We start from the raw sequence: 18,140 nt of genomic DNA, 5'->3' as shown, positions 1-18,140 counted from the left end.
AATCTCTTTAGACTAATTTCGCTTTACTTTTATTCTGTTCGGTACATAAATCGACATGTTCTCGCTCAGCTGGTAGCAATACTTTAAATGTAGTGCCATCTCCTTCTTGAGAACTAACACTGATTTGCCCTTGATTCAAATCAACAAAACGTTTACATAAAGTCAGACCTAAGCCTGCACCTTTTTCTCCAGCAGTGCCCTTAAAACTCGCAGTAATCCGAGGTTGAAACAAATTTTGTATCTGCTCTTCAGTCATCCCTAGACCTGAATCTTTAATCGTTATTGCGACAAAGTCGCCCTCACTTTTCGCTCCGATGTAAACCTTTCCAGAGCCATCAATATCGGTAAACTTTAAAGCATTAGAAACAAGGTTTTGGATCAAAGATGTAATCATATGCATATCGGCATAGATCTTTAAATTTTCGTCTACTTCATTAATCAGTTGGATGTTCTTCTTAATCGCCAATGACTTTAAAATATCAGTCACAATATTGGTAATTTGTCTTAATTTAAAATTAATTGGGTGATAAACGAAACGACCACCTTCTGCCATCGCCCAATTCAGCAAGCTTTCTAGTAAGTTATATGTCGACTGCGATGTTTCATAAAGATAATCTGCAATATTTTGAATGCTAGACTCATCTAAAGTATCACGTTCTTTCGCTAAGATTTCTGAAAAACCTAATAGACCATGGAATGGCGCACGTAAATCATGAGAAATAATCGAAAAAAACTTGGTTTTACTGAAATTCAGTGCTGCTTCTTGTTCGTATAACTCTTTAAGCTCGTCATGACTAAACTTTAATTCAAGTTGTTGCATAAAACTAACGCAATGATCTTTTAGCAATTGCTTTTGTAATTCACTAAACTCTTGAGCCACCTCATCAAATAAAATGATATAACCCAGTGAAGTTTGATCAGGATGTCTAAGATGAAAAGCAACTGCGGTTTGAACTTTTCGTTTCAATGGATTGAGAAAAGCCAATAATGTTTGGTATTGAGTATGTTGGCTATCAATCAAATCATCATTTACAAATAAGGTATTTAAACTTTTAATAATTTTTGAAGAGTCAATCGCTTGAAGCTTTTCAGGGCAACGATGCCAAACATAAGGCTCTTGATGAAAGGCAAGCAATGCCGTACTTGCTTGCATGAGCTTACGGTTGAACTGTAAAAATTGCTCAAGCAAGTTTTGCTCTGCGGTTAGCCCCAAAGAAAGAGAAATTTTACAAGCACTTAGCTTTTCGGCTTGCTGTAATTCTAATAATTGAATAGCCATGCCCGCCTCTCGGATATTATCGTTATATCACTGTGTAGGTTTTATTAAGAAAAAATGTGAAAACCATCACCTACTATTAACAAACTTTAACATAAAAGGCAATTCTAGTTTCAATCAATTCGCAACAAAACGTGAAATTTCATCAAATTTGAACTTAATGAATAATTCACCAAAAAATTAATTTTTAGGAATGTGTTGAATGTAAATCAGCACGGATTTCAACCGACACACCTATATTTACAAATAATATATCCATTAAAAAACCCCAAGCCTTTAATACCAGCTTGGGGTCTTTGAATCTTGGTCCCGAGGGTCGGACTCGAACCGACACGTCATCTCTGACAGCGGATTTTGAGTCCGCCGCGTCTACCAATTTCACCACCTCGGGAAGAGTGCGATGCTTTGTGTTGCGTATCATAACCTGTTTGATTTTATTGTCAAACCCCATCTATCACTTATTGCTCACTTTTAAATCACTCAGATATTTTTCGATCTTATAAACATCTAACTCAGCGAGAAAATGCAAAAAAGACTATACTACGCCCAATTTTTTGCAATGTTTTAGATGTATGCAACTCTCCGATTTTTCATTTGATCTCCCAGATGAACTTATAGCTCGCTATCCTCTAGAAAGCCGCAGTGCATCACGACTACTGCATATCGATGCTCAAGGTCAGTATCACGATCATGCTTTCACAGATATTCTAGATTTACTTGAAGATGGCGACTTGCTTGTTTTAAATGACACTAAAGTCATGAAAGCAAGATTAAAAGGTAAACGGGCTACAGGCGGTGCTATCGAAGTTTTAGTTGAGCGCATGTTGGATAGTCATATTGCACATTGCCACATCAAATCAAGCAACTCACCTAAAGCAGGTGCAGAATTATATGTAGGTGAGGACTCAATCCCCGTAACTGTACAGGGTCGTCATGAAAATTTATTTGTGGTGAAATTTTCGCAGCCTATTCTGTCTGTGCTCGATCAATACGGTCAGCTCCCGATTCCACCTTATTTCAATCGAGAAGCTGAAGAAATTGATACAGAACGTTATCAAACGGTTTTCCACGATCCTGAAAAAATTGCCAGTGTCGCTGCACCAACAGCAAGTTTGCATTTCGATCAAGATTTATTAGAAAAACTAGCAGCTAAAGGTGTAAAGAAAACATTCGTAACATTACATGTGGGTGCAGGCACCTTTATGCCTGTTCGTACCACGGATATTAGTAACCACATTATGCACAGTGAATGGTGTGATGTTCCACAAACAACCATTGACCTAATTTTGGAAACCAAAGCACGTGGTAATAAAGTGATTGCCGTTGGTACCACCGCAACGCGTGCTTTAGAAAGTGCAGCTCAAGCTAATCAAGGTAAAATTGCAGCATGGACGGGTGATACTCAAATTTTCATTTATCCAGGTTATCAATTCTGTATTGTGGATCGTTTGATTACCAACTTCCATTTACCTGAATCGACCTTACTGATGTTGGTTTCAGCGCTGTCTAATCGAGATAATATCTTGGCTGCTTATACCCATGCAGTTGAACAACGTTATCGCTTCTTTAGTTATGGCGATGCAATGCTTATTGATAAGCTCGAAGCTTAAAGTTGTTCAATAGGCTAAATCACAATTTAGCCTATTCCCACCTCTCACAAACCTTTGATAAAAATAATTATTCATAATAAAAAGATAACTAGAATCAGATTATAGACTTCTTCGTTTATTAAATTTAACGCATAATTCAAATCAGACCAACTCATTATAATGAAACGATTATTTCCATGCCAATTGACACTATACAACAAGTGCTTCATATCAGACGTAAAAAAAATGCGCAGGTTTTCCGTAATATTGCTCGGCTGTGGGAAGCAGGACAAAAGTCACATAGTGATCAAGCCTTGCTAGATGCTTTACATCCGTGGCGTGACGATCACAGTCTACAATTTTTTAATGTGCTTCCCTACTTACTGGGAGTTATTAGTGTTGGAACATTGGTATTTGGCTATTTTCTGCATCCACATATTCAATATATCTGGAGTTTACTCGGAGGATTTTTAACAGGTTTTTTAGCCTATTTACTTTACGAACCGAAAACCCCTCTGACTCAAGTGATTTCTTTTTTAGAACAGCGAATGACCATATTGCGTTATGGCTTACAGTTTCAACAATTACCTGCATATTTACCCATCCAAGCACAACCACTTTTGGTCATGAGTAAGTTAAAACAACATTTCCCTTTGTTTAATCGAGGAACTGAATCCAACGACATTACTCAATTTGCATCGACCACATGGAATGATGGAACAACTGATCATCAAGTCTTATTATTTCAATATCACTATGTCAGTGAAATGCCAATTATTCAGGACCATAGTAGCGATAAAAAAATCGTCAAAGAAATCCATAAAGATTTATGGGGAGCTTTTATTTTTCAGATGCCCGCATTGGGTATTGCAGTGAGCAACCAACGCTCTCAATTTTTTCAACCTTATAGTAGTTCTTGGCAAAGCAGTGATATCTTAATTAATCAAAAACTGAATATTTTTGGCATCAACCAACACCAACTCGCAAAAGAAGTCAGTCCCAGTATGACCTTAAAATTACATGATTTTTTTGAACATTTTACAGGTGATTTAATTTATCATCATGAAGAGCAAATCTTGTGTTACGTTGGCGAACAAAATCTTTTCCAAACCGCCAGTAAGCGTAGTGAAATTAATGATATTTCTGCATTACGTGGACATTTAAGAACCATGAATATGCCTCAATATCAAAAATTTCAACAACTCATGCTGAATTTAATTCAATAAATTTCTTACCATACTCTTCAATCAAGAGGATGTCGTGGGCGAATAAAAATAAGGGGAGTCAAAATGACAGGCTTAATGATTTTCTTGGGGATTTTTGTTGTAATCATCGTTTGGGGGATTATGACACGTAACAATATTGTCCGTTATTTCAACGCGACTAAACGCGCATGGTCTGATGTGGCTAACTTTGAACGCCAAAAAGTGAAAACACTCGAAGCATTAGAAGCGACATTGGCGCAATATACTCAATTTGAAAAATCAACATTAGAGAAAGTAACTGAACTACGTCAGCAAATTCTTAATCTAAATGTGAATGATGCTGATATTTCTCAGTTACAACAGATTGAGAAAATGAGTAAGGAACTGATCCGTAGTTTAAATGTTGTAGTTGAAAATTATCCTGAGCTTAAAGCGGATACGCTATATAGCAAAATGATGGATGATATTCAGGAACAAAACGAAAATGTTGGTGCTGCAATCACCATCTTTAACCGTAATGTGGAATTATTTAATAATCAAATTGAAGTATTTCCAAATAACTTGATCAATACACTGACCTTATCGAAGAAAACCATTCGCCCGTTTAAAGATAATCTCGCCACTGAAAACTTTGACTATAAACCGAATTTTTAGCGCGGTAGTTATACATATTATTATCTTAGCATCTTTCAGTTATCTCATCTATTTCAGCAAAAAAACCTTCGGTTGGAGTTACTTTTGTTTTGGCAAAAGTAACCAAAACCATTTGTTAGACTGACGGTACATCCATGCTACCGCAGTCTAACGCGGCGGCATCCATGCCGCCATCTCGATAGCAAATTTCCTCACAAATTTCGCATTACAAAATGCAAAAACCTTATTAACGTAAATAAGAATTTACTTCTCAATATTCAAACAAATATCATTCAAAATTTATTAAATTAAATCTATTTTATCTATCGCTACATTTAGTAGTAGAACTACAGACCATAATCGGGGAAAATAGCTGCTTTCGATCAGCGAACTGTTTTTTCGCCTCCTTGCGCTGCAATCAAAGTAGCACTTCGATCTTGCTCAGGTTATTACATGAAATTTGAAAAATTAGGCCAGTCGGGGCGCGCCCGTCGTGGTCGACTTACTTTAGAACACGGTGTGGTTGAAACCCCTGTGTTTATGCCAGTGGGTACTTATGGTACGGTTAAAGGCATGCTCCCTCGTGATATTGAAGAAATTCAGGCACAAATTATCTTAGGAAATACTTTCCATCTGTATCTACGTCCAGGCTTGGAAGTGATTAAAGAGCATGGTGGTTTGCATGAGTTTATCCGTTGGGATAAGCCTATTTTAACCGACTCAGGTGGTTTCCAAGTCTTTAGTTTAGGCGCAATGCGTAAAATTAAAGAAGAAGGTGTGACTTTCCGCTCTCCGATTGATGGTTCAAAAGTGTTTTTATCTCCTGAAATTTCAATGGAGATTCAACATGTACTCAATTCAGATATCGTCATGATTTTTGATGAATGTACACCATACCCTGCGACACATGAAGAAGCGCAAAAATCATTGCAACTTTCTTTACGTTGGGCGAAACGTTGTAAAACCCACCACCACGATGGGCTGAAGAATAAGAATGCATTATTTGGCATTATTCAAGGTGGTATGTACGAAGACCTTCGTGATGAGTCACTTACTGGCTTACTCGAAGTAGGTTTTGATGGGTATGCCATTGGTGGTTTATCAGTAGGTGAGCCAAAAGAGGAAATGATCAAGGTGCTTGATTATTTACCTAATAAAATGCCAGCAGATAAACCGCGCTACCTCATGGGCGTAGGTAAACCAGAAGATATTGTGGAAGCGGTTCGTCGTGGTGTTGATATGTTCGACTGCGTGATGCCTACACGTAATGCGCGTAATGGTCATTATTTTGTGACTGATGGTCTAGTTAGAATTCGTAATAGTCGTTATCGCCATGATCAAGGTCCTTTAGACCCACATTGTGATTGCTACACTTGTAAAAACTTCAGTCGTGCCTATTTATATCATTTAGAGAAGTGTGGTGAGATGTTAGCGTCCATGCTTGGAACAATTCATAATTTACGTTACTACCAACGCCTCACTCAGGGTATGCGTGATGCATTGGATAATGGAACTTTTGATGAATATGTTCAGGACTTTTATGCTCGTCGTGGATTAGAAGTTCCAGCCTGCCCTGAAGATTAATTTATAAGTAAATGCATCAAGATTTGCGCCTAAACGCAAGACAAGGTACATTGCAAAACGAATTGGAATTTATTGTTATTTTTTTGGCTTTTTTAACTTTAGGAAATCGAAATGAGCTTTTTAATTTCTACTGCTCACGCAGCTCCAGCAGCTACACAAGGCCCTAGCCTAATGGCTAACTTATTGATGATTGCTGTATTTATTGCAATCTTTTATTTCTTGATCTGGAGACCTCAAGCAAAACGTGCCAAAGAACATCGCTCTTTAATTGAAAGCTTAGGTGTTGGCAGTGAAATCGTATTTGCGGGTGGTTTAATGGGACGAATCATCAAACTTGAGGGTGACTTTGCAGTTGTAGAACTCAGTCGTGGTGTAGAAGTAAAAATCCAACGTGCAAGTGTTATTTCAGTTTTACCTGAAGGCACACTGAATAACCTTTAATCATAAAACAGTCGTGCCTCAGCACGACTTTTTCATTTAAGAAGAAAGCGAATGCGTTACCCTGCATGGAAATATTTACTGATCCTTGTTGTGTTTGTGATCAGTACGTTATATGCACTTCCAAGTCTGTATCCAGATGAGCCTGCTGTCCAAATTTCTGGTGCAAAAGCAGGCACTCAAATTGATCAAACCATAGTGCAAAAAGCTGAGCAGATTTTAAAAACTGCCAATATTAGCAGTCATGATAATAGTTTCACCAACAATGCGGCTTTATTACGCTTAGACTCATCAGAAGCTCAATTAAAAGCAAAAGAAGTTCTACGCCGTGATTTAGGTGATAATTACGTGGTTGCCCTCAATCTTGCACCAACGACACCTGAATGGCTGCAAAAAATTGGGGCTAAACCGATGAAACTCGGTTTGGACTTACGTGGCGGTGTACATTTCCTGCTTGAAGTCGACATGGATAAAGCAATTAGTCAGCGTATGGAAACATCTGCAACTGACTTGCGTCGTCAATTTCGCGATAACAAAATCAAATTTAATAATCTTGCACTCAGTAATAATACCATTACAGTTCAATTTGCAGACAATGCTGATCGTGATGCTGCAGCTGATTTCTTACGTCGTAATGGTAATGAATTTACGCAACAATCTATTGCAACCTCTTCAGGTGCAACACTTCGATTGAATTATACTGATGCTCGTCGTCAAGAAATTCAGTCTTATGCTGTCAATCAAAACTTAACCACTTTACGTAATCGTATTAACGAGTTAGGTGTAGCTGAAGCATTGGTACAAACCCAAGGTAGCAATCGTATTGTGGTTGAATTACCAGGTGTCCAAGATACAGCGGAAGCAAAACGTGTATTAGGTCGTACTGCGAACTTAGAATTTCGTTTAGTTGCTGATAGCAATGATCAATATATTGACCCATATACGGGTAAATATAATGGTCAACCACTTCCGCCTGGTACTGAAGTTTTTGCTTACGAATCTTTGGATAGCGGTCGTCAATTACTCCTCAACCGCAACCGTATTTTAACGGGTGAACGTGTTCAAAATGCAAGCTCAGGTTTCAGCCAAGATTCAGGTGGTGCTGAAGTAAATATTACTTTAGATACCGCTGGTGGCAAGCTGATGGCTGATGCGACACGTGGTGCTGTAGGCAAGCGTATGGCGGTATTGTTTATTGAAAATAAACAAAAAATTTCTTACGTTGCCGATCCGAAAACTGGTGCACAAACTGAGGTTCGTACACCTTATACGGAGTCTGTGGTCATCAATGCAGCAACCATTCAAGCTGTACTCGGTTCCCAGTTCCGCATCACGGGTCTTGACTCCCCTCAAGAAGCTGCTGAACTTGCATTGATGCTACGTGCTGGTGCTTTAGCCGCGCCAATGTACTTTGTTGAAGAGCGTGTCGTTGGTCCAAGTCTTGGTCAAGAAAATATTGATAAAGGGGTGTTATCTACCCAAATTGGTTTCTTACTCGTTGCTATTTGGATGATCGTATTCTTCCGCTTATTTGGTTTAATCGCCAACTTTGCCTTGGTATTTAACCTTGCGATGATTTTGACAGTGATGTCTTGGTTAGGTGCATCCCTCACCCTGCCTGGTATTGCGGGTATCGTGATTACCATCGGTATGGCAGTCGATGCCAACGTTTTGATCTGTGAGCGAATACGAGAAGAAATGCTCTGGGGCGCCTCGCCGAAACAGGCGATTGTGGCGGGTTATGATCGAGCTTATAACACGATTTTAGACTCAAACTTAACCACATTCCTCGTTGCATTTATTTTATTCGCAATTGGTACAGGCCCGATCAAAGGCTTCGCTGTGACATTGATGATTGGTATTGTTTGTTCGATGTTTACCGCAATCACAGTAACACGTGCAATCGTACAGCTCATTTATGGCAAACGCCGTAATTTGACTAAGTTGAGCATTTAAGGAGATTCACATGACTGATCTGACTCAACAAGACTCAAAGCAATACGGTCGTCCTGATGATCTAAAAATCATTCCATTCATGAAGATCGCAAAACCTGCGGCAATCTTCTCGATTCTGATTACAATTGCGAGTATTTTCTTTATCGTTACTAAAGGTCTAAATCTCGGTTTAGACTTTACAGGCGGTATATCTGCTGAATTGAACTACAAACAAGCAGTTCAACCAGCTCAAGTTGTAAAAGCTTTAGATAGTGCTGGTTTTAAAGATGCTGTGGTGCAAACATTAGGAAGTAATACTGACCTGATCGTGCGTATGCCAGTACAAGATGATCTGAATGTTGAAGATCTCAGCGATAGCATCACTAAAGCAGTACAATTACCAAACAACGCAGTTGAAGTCCATAAGGTCGACGCTGTAGGTGGTGCAGTAGGCAATGAGCTCTATGTTCGTTCAGCAGGTGCTGTTGCGCTTGCATTGATTCTTATGTTGATCTACGTCACCATTCGATTTGAATTTAAACTGGCAATTGGTGCTGTTCTGTCATTATTTCATGACATTATCATCATTTTTGGTGTCTTCGCGCTGTTTCAATGGTCGTTCGATTTAACTGTTTTAGCAGCAGTTCTTGCGGTTATTGGTTTCTCGCTCAACGATAATATCGTTGTATCAGATCGTATCCGCGAAAACTTCCGTAAAATTCGTGGTGCAACACCAACAGAAATCGTCGATATTGCACTGACAGAAACTTTACGTCGAACCATTCATACCTCGATGACATTGTTACTCGTAGTCCTTGCGATGATGTTCCTTGGTGGCGATGGTTTACATTGGTTCTCTGTGGCAATGTTTGTCGGTATATTTGTTGGGACTTACTCTTCAATTTATATTGGTACAGCTTATGCATTATGGCGTGGTTTGAATCGTCAAGATTTTATTGTTCAAGTTAAACCTGAATTTGAAGAAGACGAGATTCCTTAATTACACTCGATTCTTCTGATCCAAATTAAAAGCCAGCAAAATGCTGGCTTTTATCTATTTTTCTATTCAACTTTATGCTTTTCTTTTAATGCTGAATAATCTGAATCTGAGGAAATTGAAAACCACGACAAGATTGCTCTGCCCGCCATGCTAAAGTCAGCACTATCTTCTGATTTAAAATAAAATTCTGATAAGCAAAAGTCCCGATCAAAGGATGAGAACACATACCACCATGATTTGAAGGATGAACCTGCGTGTTCAAACTATTCAAGTCCAAACGAATCCCTAAACCTGATGCCTTTAAAACCGCCTCTTTTGTAGTCCAAACGCGAAACCAATATTCAGTGTCTTGATCTTGTTGCATCCACACATCATATTCTTCGGCATGAAATGCATGTTTTGCCAACGCATCAAAGCGTACTTTGCGATCGAGTTCTTCTACATCAACCCCAATATCTTTGACTCGCTCACTCATCGCCAAGGCATAATATTGCTGGCTATGAGTATAATTAAAATGCAATGTATGCGAACTTAAAAAAGGCTTGCCATGAGCATGTTTTTCAAAGAATAAATCAGCTATCGAACAACCTAGTTCCTTCGCTAGCAGTTGATTGCGATGGTCTTTTATCTGCTGTTTTTTATAAAGGTTAAAACTGCGTAAATCAGCAAAATCAGTTTTATGTTTTTCAAGCAGCTGCGTCAATGCCTGAACATGGATCTGAATAATTCGTGCAGCCATCCCTATCATCTCTTATAAAAAAAGCCCAAAACTTTTGGGCTTTTTGCATCAATAAAAATTAACGCTTAAATTTCTTTTCAGCCTTTTTGAACTTTTGAACATAGCGGCGTTTACGTGCAGCTACACGCTCATCCACTTGTGATTTACGACCCTCAAATGGATTCTCAGATGTTTTAAAATCGACACGAACTGGTGTTCCTTCCAATTTATAAACTTTACGAAAAACATTCTCAAGATAACGGCGATAATCCGCTGGGGTTTTATCCACCTTATTTCCATGGATAACAATCGTTGGTGGATTTTGTCCACCCATATGCGCATAACGCATTTTGATACGTTTACCACCAACCATAGGAGGTTGATGCGCTTCAGTTGCATCATTTAAGATCTGAGTCAACTTTGCAGGTGAAACTTTTAAGTGTGAAGAATCATAGGCACGATGAATCGTCGGGTACATCTCACCAACGCCTGTGCCATGCAACGCAGAAATTAAATGTACTTTTGCCCAAGGAATAAAGTCAAAACGACGGTCAACATCCAACTTACATTGTTTACGATCATACTCGGTCATGTTGTCCCATTTATTAATCGCAATGACCATGGCACGACCAGCTTCTAATGCATAACCAATTAAATGTAAATCTTGCTCAACCACACCTTCACGAGCATCTAATACAACCACAATAACGTGTGCATCTTTAATCGCTTGTAGTGTTTTTACAATTGAGAACTTCTCAATCATTTCATCTACTTTACCCTTACGACGCACACCCGCAGTATCGATCAAAGTATATTGACGACCATCGCGCTCAAAAGGGATGTAAATCGAATCACGGGTTGTTCCTGGTTGGTCAAATGCAACAACACGATCTTCACCCAGTAAGCGATTGACTAATGTTGATTTACCTACATTTGGACGACCAATGATCGCTAAACGTAAACCTGTTGCTTTGTCATGTTCGTCTGGATTTTCATCTTCAGGTACATCAACCAATACTTCTTCAAGCATTTGCTGCACACCACGACCATGACTTGCCGCCACTTGGATGGGTTCACCCATACCCAGCTTATAAAACTCAACCAAAGCAGCTTCAGCATGAACGCCATCAACTTTATTGGCGACTAAATAAACTTTTTTGCCTAGAGTACGCAGTTCACGCGCAATTTGCTCATCAGATGCTAACAAGCCAGCACGCGCATCAACAACAAATACAATAATATCAGCTTCATGGATTGCAGTTTTAGACTGCTCAGCCATATAAGTATCGATACCACCTTCATTTTCACCAATACCACCAGTATCAACGACAATAAAAGATTTGTTCTGATAAACCGCATCACCGTATTTGCGGTCACGAGTTAAACCAGCGAAGTCAGCAACCAAAGCATCACGACTTTTAGTGATTTGGTTAAATAGCGTTGATTTTCCGACGTTTGGACGACCAATGAGCGCAATAACGGGTTTCATAGATTAACCTTGATATAGAGAATAACCTTGAGGTATGAATGATCATAATGGGATATTGCCGAGTGTTCATCTTATTATCAGATAAACCATCGACTCGACCTGAGAAGCCGTTCAAGCTTCACAAGACTTCGCCAAATTAGGCAAAACCATCGTCGTTCGCAAAACTCGTTCTATAGTGATGAGCTTAACCTGTCACAGAAACTACATCCAATTGATGTAGTCCTATTTCAAACAGATGCGAATGACATTTCCGAATATCATATTTTAATTAAAAATTTGATATCGAACTCAAGTAAATAAAATAAAAATTCGGGGCTTTGATTATCAAACACCCCGATTAATGTCTTGTCTAGCAAATGCTAATCAACTATTTTACCACAAGCTTGGGTAAAATTAACGATTCTGCCAAATGCTTAATGCGCCTTTTCGAGTCGCAACATAAAGTTGATTGTCAATCACGCGCAATGATAGTACTTCACCACTGGTTTTTGCACGCCCAACTAATTTTCCAGTAGCAGGATCAATCAGGTGAATCACACCATCTAAATCACCTACGACTAAATTTTGTCCTAAGATTACTGGGTTACTGAGCTTACGATTCAATAACTCTTCATTTTGCCAAACCAACTCACCCGTCGCTAAATTATAAGCATTCAACTTACCATCAACTGTTGAAACAAATACTTTATCTTCTGCAACTTCTGGACGATTTGTACTACTTGCATCTTCGCTCCACACCACACGTTGTGTCGCTAAATCGGTCACCGTTACTTGTCCTTGGAAACTGGTCGTTACCAAGTATTGCCCTGCAACAACTGGATCACCAACAATATCAACTAAACGCTGAATGTCTGAACGCCCTTCACTGATTGCAACACGACGTTGGAATCGAGGTACACCGCTGATAATGTCAATTGCATACACATATGCATTTGCAGAACCAATCAATACGGTACGATCATCTAAACTTACAGGTGCAGGCTGACCGCGTAAACTAAACTGAACATTTGGAAGTTTATACGCCCAAACTTGTTGACCAGTCGCTGCATCATGCGCAAATACAGTCCCGTCATTTGCAATAGTAACCACACGTCCAGATTGAACAAGAGATGGCGATAAAATGGCACCAGATAATTTAGCCGTCCACTTTTGTTCACCAGTACTTTGATCCAAAGCAAATAGTTGCCCTTTTCGATTACCGATAACCACAAGTCCTTCAGCAGCTTCTACACCCGCAGTAAGTTCTTGTTTGGTTATCTTGCTTTTCCAAAGACGCTCTTTGCCTTTATAAGCAGAGACTTGACCATCAGGATCAATCGCAAAAATCACACCATTATCTGTATCTAATTGTAAACGTAATGCTTCAGCAGCATTAGTCGACGATACACTTTGTGAAAACACAAGATTAAGATTTTGTTGTTGCGTGATTTTAGGCAAAGGATTTGGTTTTGCCTCTTTTACTTTATTGCTTGAACAACCAACCAATAAAGCTGAAGCAATTGCAATTGCCAAAGGAAGTTTTAGTTTATTCTGCATTAAGACTCATCCACTTTGGTATCTAAGATTGGGCGCTCAAAATCAGGATCATCCACTAAAACGCCAACACTTTCGAGTTTAATTTGTAAAAGCTGACGCTCTTGCTTACGTTCAAGCAAACTATCCCACGCACTTTGATACGCTTTACGAGCAGAAGCATTGTCTTTTTTAGCAACAAAAATATCACCACGCAACTCTTCAACTGAAGCTTTGAATGCAGGCTCAGTCACGTTTGATAACGTTTTTAACGCCTCATCATATTTCTTCTGCGCCAATTGCGCATCTGCTAAACGCAGTTTAACAATTTGCACCAAACCAGCATCTTTAACCTTAGTATTTTCAACTTTTTTCAATGCTTTTTCGGCAGCAGCATAATCTTGTTTATCATAAGCAAGTTTTGCCAAAATAAACTGAGTTTGAATTGCTTGAACTGAATTTGCATCATCTTTCACAATTTTATCTGCTGCTTCAGAAACCGTTGCAAAAGCATTAGGCTGACCTGATGCAGCTTTCGCTTCATCCATCAACTTTTGTACTTTCGCTGTTTGGTTCTGAGCTTCAGCAAGATTTTTCTTTTGCCAATATTCCCATCCGAAAAAGGCAATCAAAGCAATGAGTATTCCACTAATAATGGCCGAACCATATTTTTTGCCAAACGACTTTAATTGGTCGAGTTGTTCTTCATCACTTACACTCATGTGATTGTCCTTTTCCTAAATATTGTGCAATTTATTGTTTAAATTTTTCGATCAAGAACACAGTTAGCTCGTTTAAACTGACCTGTGATTGCTCAGCCGAGGCAAGCTCTTTGACTAAAAGCTGTTGAGACTCCCATTCACGCTCGCCAAGAATCACCGCAAAGACCGCACCCGATTGATCAGCCTTTTTCATTTGGCTTTTCATGCTGCCTTGTGAACCTGTTTTAAGACGAATCGAACTATTTGCAGCTTCTAATCGATCTCGGATTTGCTCAGCGAAAACCAAAGCTTTAGCTTGATATGCAGGTTCAGCCAATAAAAACACTTCGCAATCACGAACAGGTTTAACTTGCTCAACTTGCTCAAGTAATAACAGCAACCGCTCCATTCCCATCGCAAAGCCAACAGCAGGCACAGATTGATCCGCCTTACCTTTGAGCTGACCGACTAAACCGTCATAACGACCACCCGCACAAACCGTACCTTGCGAGCCCAACATGGTGGTTGTCCATTCAAAAACGGTTTTATTATAATAATCGAGCCCACGTACCAGCTTTTGATTAATCACAAACTCAACACCAGCATCTGTAAGATATTGCTGTAATTGCTGGAAGTGATTGATTGAGTCTTCTTTTAAGAAATCATGCAGCTTCGGCGCATTTTCTAAAATCTTTTGCGTTGATTCAACCTTAGAATCTAAAATACGCAACGGATTTGTGGTTAAACGACGCTGCGAATCTTCATCTAGAGCATCTTTATGCTGGTTTAAAAATTCAACCAGTGCTGCTCGATATTCTGTACGTTCATCTGTTTCACCTAAAGTATTCAACTCTAAGCGTACATTTGCAGCCACACCCATACGCTTCCATAAGCGTGCGGTCATTAAAATAATTTCAGCATCAATATCAGGCGTTGCAACCCCAAAAGTTTCCACACCAAATTGATGAAATTGGCGGTAACGACCTTTTTGTGGTTTTTCATAACGGAACATTGGTCCTACATACCAAACACGTGGCGTAGCACCACGAAGTAAGTTATGTTCCAACATTGCACGCACACAACCTGCCGTTCCTTCAGGACGTAAAGTCAAAGACTCTGGCGGTGTTCCTTTATCGAAAAAGGTATACATTTCCTTTTCAACAATATCGGTCGCATCGCCAATGGCACGTTTGAATAAACCCGTTTGCTCAACAATCGGTAAACGAATTTGTTGATAACCATAAGCATCCATTAGTGATGCAAGTTGTTGTTCCAGACTTCTCCAAGCCGCAGTTTGCGTTGGAAGGATGTCATTAAACCCTTTAATAGCGACAATTGAACTCATGATGAACTACGAATAATTTCTTTAGATTTTGCTTCTTCAAGCTCTTGAACACGTTGACGAACCATTGTTTCAATTTCATCAACCAACTGATTTGTGTCAATTAAATGACTTTTTTCACCATTACGATAGACCAGTGAACGCGGCGATGCGCCAACAATTCCAATATCAGCTTCTTTCGCCTCACCAGGACCATTCACTTTACAACCAATCACCGATAAGTCCATTGGCGTACGAATATCCTCTAAACGCTCTTCCAATGCTTGCATCACTTGAATCACATTAAATTCTTGACGTGAACAGCTTGGACAAGCAATAAAGTTAATTCCATTCGAGCGTAAACCCAACGATTTTAAAATATCAAAACCGATTTTAATTTCATCTTCAGGCTCAGCAGCAAGCGAAATACGCATGGTATCGCCAATGCCTTCCATCAATAAGCCACCTAAAGCGATCGCCGATTTTACGGTACCTGTGCGATAAATTCCTGCTTCAGTTACACCTAAATGTAATGGATTATCAATTTGTTGAGAGAGTAAACGATATGCATCCATCGTTAAAAATACATTCGATGCTTTTACGCTAACTTTGAACTCTTGAAAGTCTAAGCGATCTAAAATATCAATATGACGCATTGCCGACTCAAGCAAAGCCTGCCCTGTCGGTTCACCATATTTCACTTGTAAATCTTTTTCCAGAGAGCCCGCATTTACCCCAATACGAATCGAAATACCATGATGTTTTGCCGCAGCAACAACTTCACGTACTTTTTGATCAGAACCAATATTACCTGGGTTAATTCGCAAACAATCTGCACCATAATCTGCAACAGCTAAAGCAATACGATGATCAAAATGAATATCTGCAACTAAAGGTACTGAAACACGTTTACGAATTGCACCGAATGCTTCTGCTGCTTCCATTGAAGGAACAGAAACGCGCATAATATCTGCACCTGCATCTGCACAGCGCTGGATTTGCGCGACAGTCGCATCGACATCACATGTTTCAGTATTCGTCATACTTTGCACACTAATCGGGGCATCACCACCGACATACACCGAGCCAACACGAATTTTACGTGTCGGGCGGCGTTTAATTGGATTCACAATCATCGTATAGCTCTACTCTTTGGCATTAACGAGACAAACGGAATTCTGCCTTACCATTGACCGTATAAGGCGACAATGGGATTTGCTCTTGATTCAGATTCAATGTAACTGCTGTCGCATCATCTAAACGAATTTGGAATGGTGATTCACCAGACAAAGTTAGTGTAGAAGCCTGACGACCTGTTGCCAATACCTTTCCAGTTGCATCAACAATATGCACTGAGGTTGGACGACTAAAATTTAAGACCAATTGATCGCCTGATGTTGCTACCGTATTCCCCATCGGGAGAATTTCAACATCAGAGTTGTTGATTTTCGGTATATCAGTTTCATCTTTTTGACCTGATGTCCATTTTTGCACAGCCATTACAGCTAACCATGCCAATAATGCAACAACAGCCAAAATAGCAATGCGCTTTAACCATTTACGGTTTCTTACACTTTTCGAACCTGATAATTTCCCCATCGTCTTGATTGGAGAATTACTTAAAGCATGATTAGCTTTAAGCCCAGTATCATTTGCATAAATTTCATCAAAGCGTTGAATGATCGCACTTGCATCCGCATTTAAGCATTTTGCATAAGCACGATAATAACCTTTAATAAAAGTTGCTTCTGGCAATGATTTATAATCATCTTGCTCTAATGCTGTCAAAGTTTTGACAGGCATATTCAAAACGTTTGCAATCTCTTCAAGCTCTTTCTTTTGTGCAATACGAATTTGACGCAAATACTCACCAGGTCGTTGAATATTTCCTAACGTTGACGTTGGTGAGGTTGAGCCAGTTGGCTGATGTGAATTTGGATTTATTTCCATACGGCCTCAGTACTGTACTGTAATTGCAAATAACGTTGATATTCTGGACTATCAGGAAATAAAGCACGCAACTGGTTGACTAACACTTGCATTCCTAATTGATCCGCATTTGCTCGAGCAATGCGTATACCAATCCAAAGTGCACGTGCACCTTGGTTTTTCTGCCCCACACTACGAACATATTGTTCATAGAGTTGTGATGCATCTCTATTATTTTGTTGCAAATAGAAAATTTCAGACAACTCTAACATTGAAATCGTTGCATTTCGATTTGCTTGTAGCGCTTGTTTGAATGATTTTTCAGCATTCGCAACATCACCTAATTTCAAATAGATTCGCCCTAAGTTTTCCAACGATTGAAAGCGTTGGTCATAACCCAAGGTTGCACCTGCACGGGTAAATTGCTCAATCGCATCATTATAACGTTGCAATTGATACAAATATGTACCGTAATTATTACGAGCTTGTGCATTATCAGGTTCAGAGGAAATCGCGCGCTTAAAATAAGCATCCGCTTTGTCCATATTGGTCTTACTGCCTTCTTGTTGCAGCAAGATTCCCATCATCATATTTGCGTTTGCATCACGCGAATCAATGCTTAAAGCTTGATCAAGCGAACGTTTAGCCGAATCTAAATCACGTGTACGAATATATTCCGCTGCAAGTTGTGTACGAACTTGTACTGCCTTTTCTGGGTCTTTTTTTAATGCAGTAGATTGGCAAGCTGTTAAGCCGAATACGGTAAACAAAACAGCATTTGCTATAAGCTTATTTGATTGATTGATATTC

Annotated in this window: 16 protein-coding genes and 1 tRNA gene; 7 read left to right on the top strand and 10 right to left on the bottom strand. The window is 39.4% G+C overall.

The features are described 5' to 3' along the window. Positions 1-7: 7 nt before the first annotated feature. Both NGC85_RS02970 and NGC85_RS02965 read right to left on the bottom strand, forming a co-directional pair. Positions 8-1,279: a sensor histidine kinase KdpD gene (locus NGC85_RS02970; protein ID WP_254804778.1), complete on the bottom strand. Its 1,272-nt coding sequence runs from the start codon at positions 1,277-1,279 to the stop codon at positions 8-10. Between the two features lie 301 nt (positions 1,280-1,580). After that, positions 1,581-1,667: transfer RNA gene (locus NGC85_RS02965), tRNA-Leu, on the bottom strand. 181 nt (positions 1,668-1,848) lie between these two features. Between NGC85_RS02965 and queA the strand changes: the two genes are divergently transcribed. The 7 genes from queA to secF all read left to right on the top strand — a co-directional run bounded on the left by queA (position 1,849) and on the right by secF (position 9,660). Continuing rightward, positions 1,849-2,886 (top strand): tRNA preQ1(34) S-adenosylmethionine ribosyltransferase-isomerase QueA, encoded by a 1,038-nt coding sequence (queA, locus tag NGC85_RS02960; RefSeq protein ID WP_254804777.1) that lies wholly within the window; start codon positions 1,849-1,851, stop codon positions 2,884-2,886. Between the two features lie 176 nt (positions 2,887-3,062). After that, complete coding sequence (locus tag NGC85_RS02955) at positions 3,063-4,091, top strand: hypothetical protein (protein ID WP_254804776.1); 1,029 nt, start codon at positions 3,063-3,065, stop codon at positions 4,089-4,091. Between the two features lie 63 nt (positions 4,092-4,154). Beyond that, complete coding sequence (locus NGC85_RS02950; RefSeq protein WP_254804775.1) at positions 4,155-4,724, top strand: LemA family protein; 570 nt, start codon at positions 4,155-4,157, stop codon at positions 4,722-4,724. 432 nt (positions 4,725-5,156) lie between these two features. Continuing rightward, positions 5,157-6,287 carry a tRNA guanosine(34) transglycosylase Tgt gene (gene tgt, locus NGC85_RS02945; protein WP_254804774.1) on the top strand — a complete coding sequence of 377 codons (1,131 nt, stop codon included), beginning with the start codon at positions 5,157-5,159 and terminating at the stop codon, positions 6,285-6,287. Positions 6,288-6,398: 111 nt separating this feature from the next. Next, positions 6,399-6,728 carry a preprotein translocase subunit YajC gene (gene yajC, locus NGC85_RS02940; RefSeq protein ID WP_005055987.1) on the top strand — a complete coding sequence of 110 codons (330 nt, stop codon included), beginning with the start codon at positions 6,399-6,401 and terminating at the stop codon, positions 6,726-6,728. 51 nt (positions 6,729-6,779) lie between these two features. Beyond that, the gene (gene secD, locus NGC85_RS02935) at positions 6,780-8,681 is read left to right on the top strand and encodes a protein translocase subunit SecD (RefSeq protein WP_254804773.1); all 1,902 of its coding nucleotides are present in this window, start codon (positions 6,780-6,782) and stop codon (positions 8,679-8,681) included. A gap of 10 nt (positions 8,682-8,691) precedes the next feature. Beyond that, a complete protein-coding gene (gene secF, locus NGC85_RS02930; protein WP_254804772.1) occupies positions 8,692-9,660 on the top strand; it encodes a protein translocase subunit SecF in 969 nt (322 codons plus the stop codon). 85 nt (positions 9,661-9,745) lie between these two features. Here the strand turns inward: secF and NGC85_RS02925 are convergent, their stop codons facing one another. The 8 genes from NGC85_RS02925 to pilW all read right to left on the bottom strand — a co-directional run bounded on the left by NGC85_RS02925 (position 9,746) and on the right by pilW (position 18,115). Next, positions 9,746-10,399, bottom strand: a complete 654-nt coding sequence (locus NGC85_RS02925; protein ID WP_254804771.1) for a 4'-phosphopantetheinyl transferase superfamily protein — start codon at positions 10,397-10,399, stop codon at positions 9,746-9,748. Positions 10,400-10,457: 58 nt separating this feature from the next. Next, complete coding sequence (der, locus tag NGC85_RS02920; protein WP_005055994.1) at positions 10,458-11,867, bottom strand: ribosome biogenesis GTPase Der; 1,410 nt, start codon at positions 11,865-11,867, stop codon at positions 10,458-10,460. A gap of 393 nt (positions 11,868-12,260) precedes the next feature. After that, a complete protein-coding gene (gene bamB, locus NGC85_RS02915) occupies positions 12,261-13,403 on the bottom strand; it encodes an outer membrane protein assembly factor BamB (protein ID WP_254804770.1) in 1,143 nt (380 codons plus the stop codon). Next, on the bottom strand, positions 13,403-14,101 hold the full coding sequence (locus tag NGC85_RS02910) for a tetratricopeptide repeat protein (protein ID WP_005061432.1): 699 nt from the start codon (positions 14,099-14,101) through the stop codon (positions 13,403-13,405). Before NGC85_RS02910 ends, bamB begins: the two co-directional genes overlap by 1 nt. Before the next feature lie 31 nt (positions 14,102-14,132). Then, on the bottom strand, positions 14,133-15,425 hold the full coding sequence (gene hisS, locus NGC85_RS02905; RefSeq protein ID WP_254804769.1) for a histidine--tRNA ligase: 1,293 nt from the start codon (positions 15,423-15,425) through the stop codon (positions 14,133-14,135). Further along, positions 15,422-16,537 carry a flavodoxin-dependent (E)-4-hydroxy-3-methylbut-2-enyl-diphosphate synthase gene (ispG, locus tag NGC85_RS02900; RefSeq protein ID WP_004652525.1) on the bottom strand — a complete coding sequence of 372 codons (1,116 nt, stop codon included), beginning with the start codon at positions 16,535-16,537 and terminating at the stop codon, positions 15,422-15,424. The genes hisS and ispG overlap by 4 nt, the downstream gene beginning before the upstream one ends. Positions 16,538-16,559: 22 nt before the next feature. Beyond that, positions 16,560-17,351, bottom strand: a complete 792-nt coding sequence (locus tag NGC85_RS02895; protein ID WP_005061429.1) for a RodZ domain-containing protein — start codon at positions 17,349-17,351, stop codon at positions 16,560-16,562. Continuing rightward, the gene (pilW, locus tag NGC85_RS02890; RefSeq protein ID WP_254805535.1) at positions 17,342-18,115 is read right to left on the bottom strand and encodes a type IV pilus biogenesis/stability protein PilW; all 774 of its coding nucleotides are present in this window, start codon (positions 18,113-18,115) and stop codon (positions 17,342-17,344) included. Before pilW ends, NGC85_RS02895 begins: the two co-directional genes overlap by 10 nt. Positions 18,116-18,140: the final 25 nt, after the last annotated feature.

The sequence above is a fragment of the Acinetobacter sp. Z1 genome, from assembly GCF_024296945.1.
Taxonomy (GTDB): Bacteria; Pseudomonadota; Gammaproteobacteria; order Pseudomonadales; family Moraxellaceae; genus Acinetobacter; species Acinetobacter beijerinckii.
Note: the sequence above shows the minus strand (reverse complement) of the source record. Positions and strands in the feature narration are given on the sequence as shown.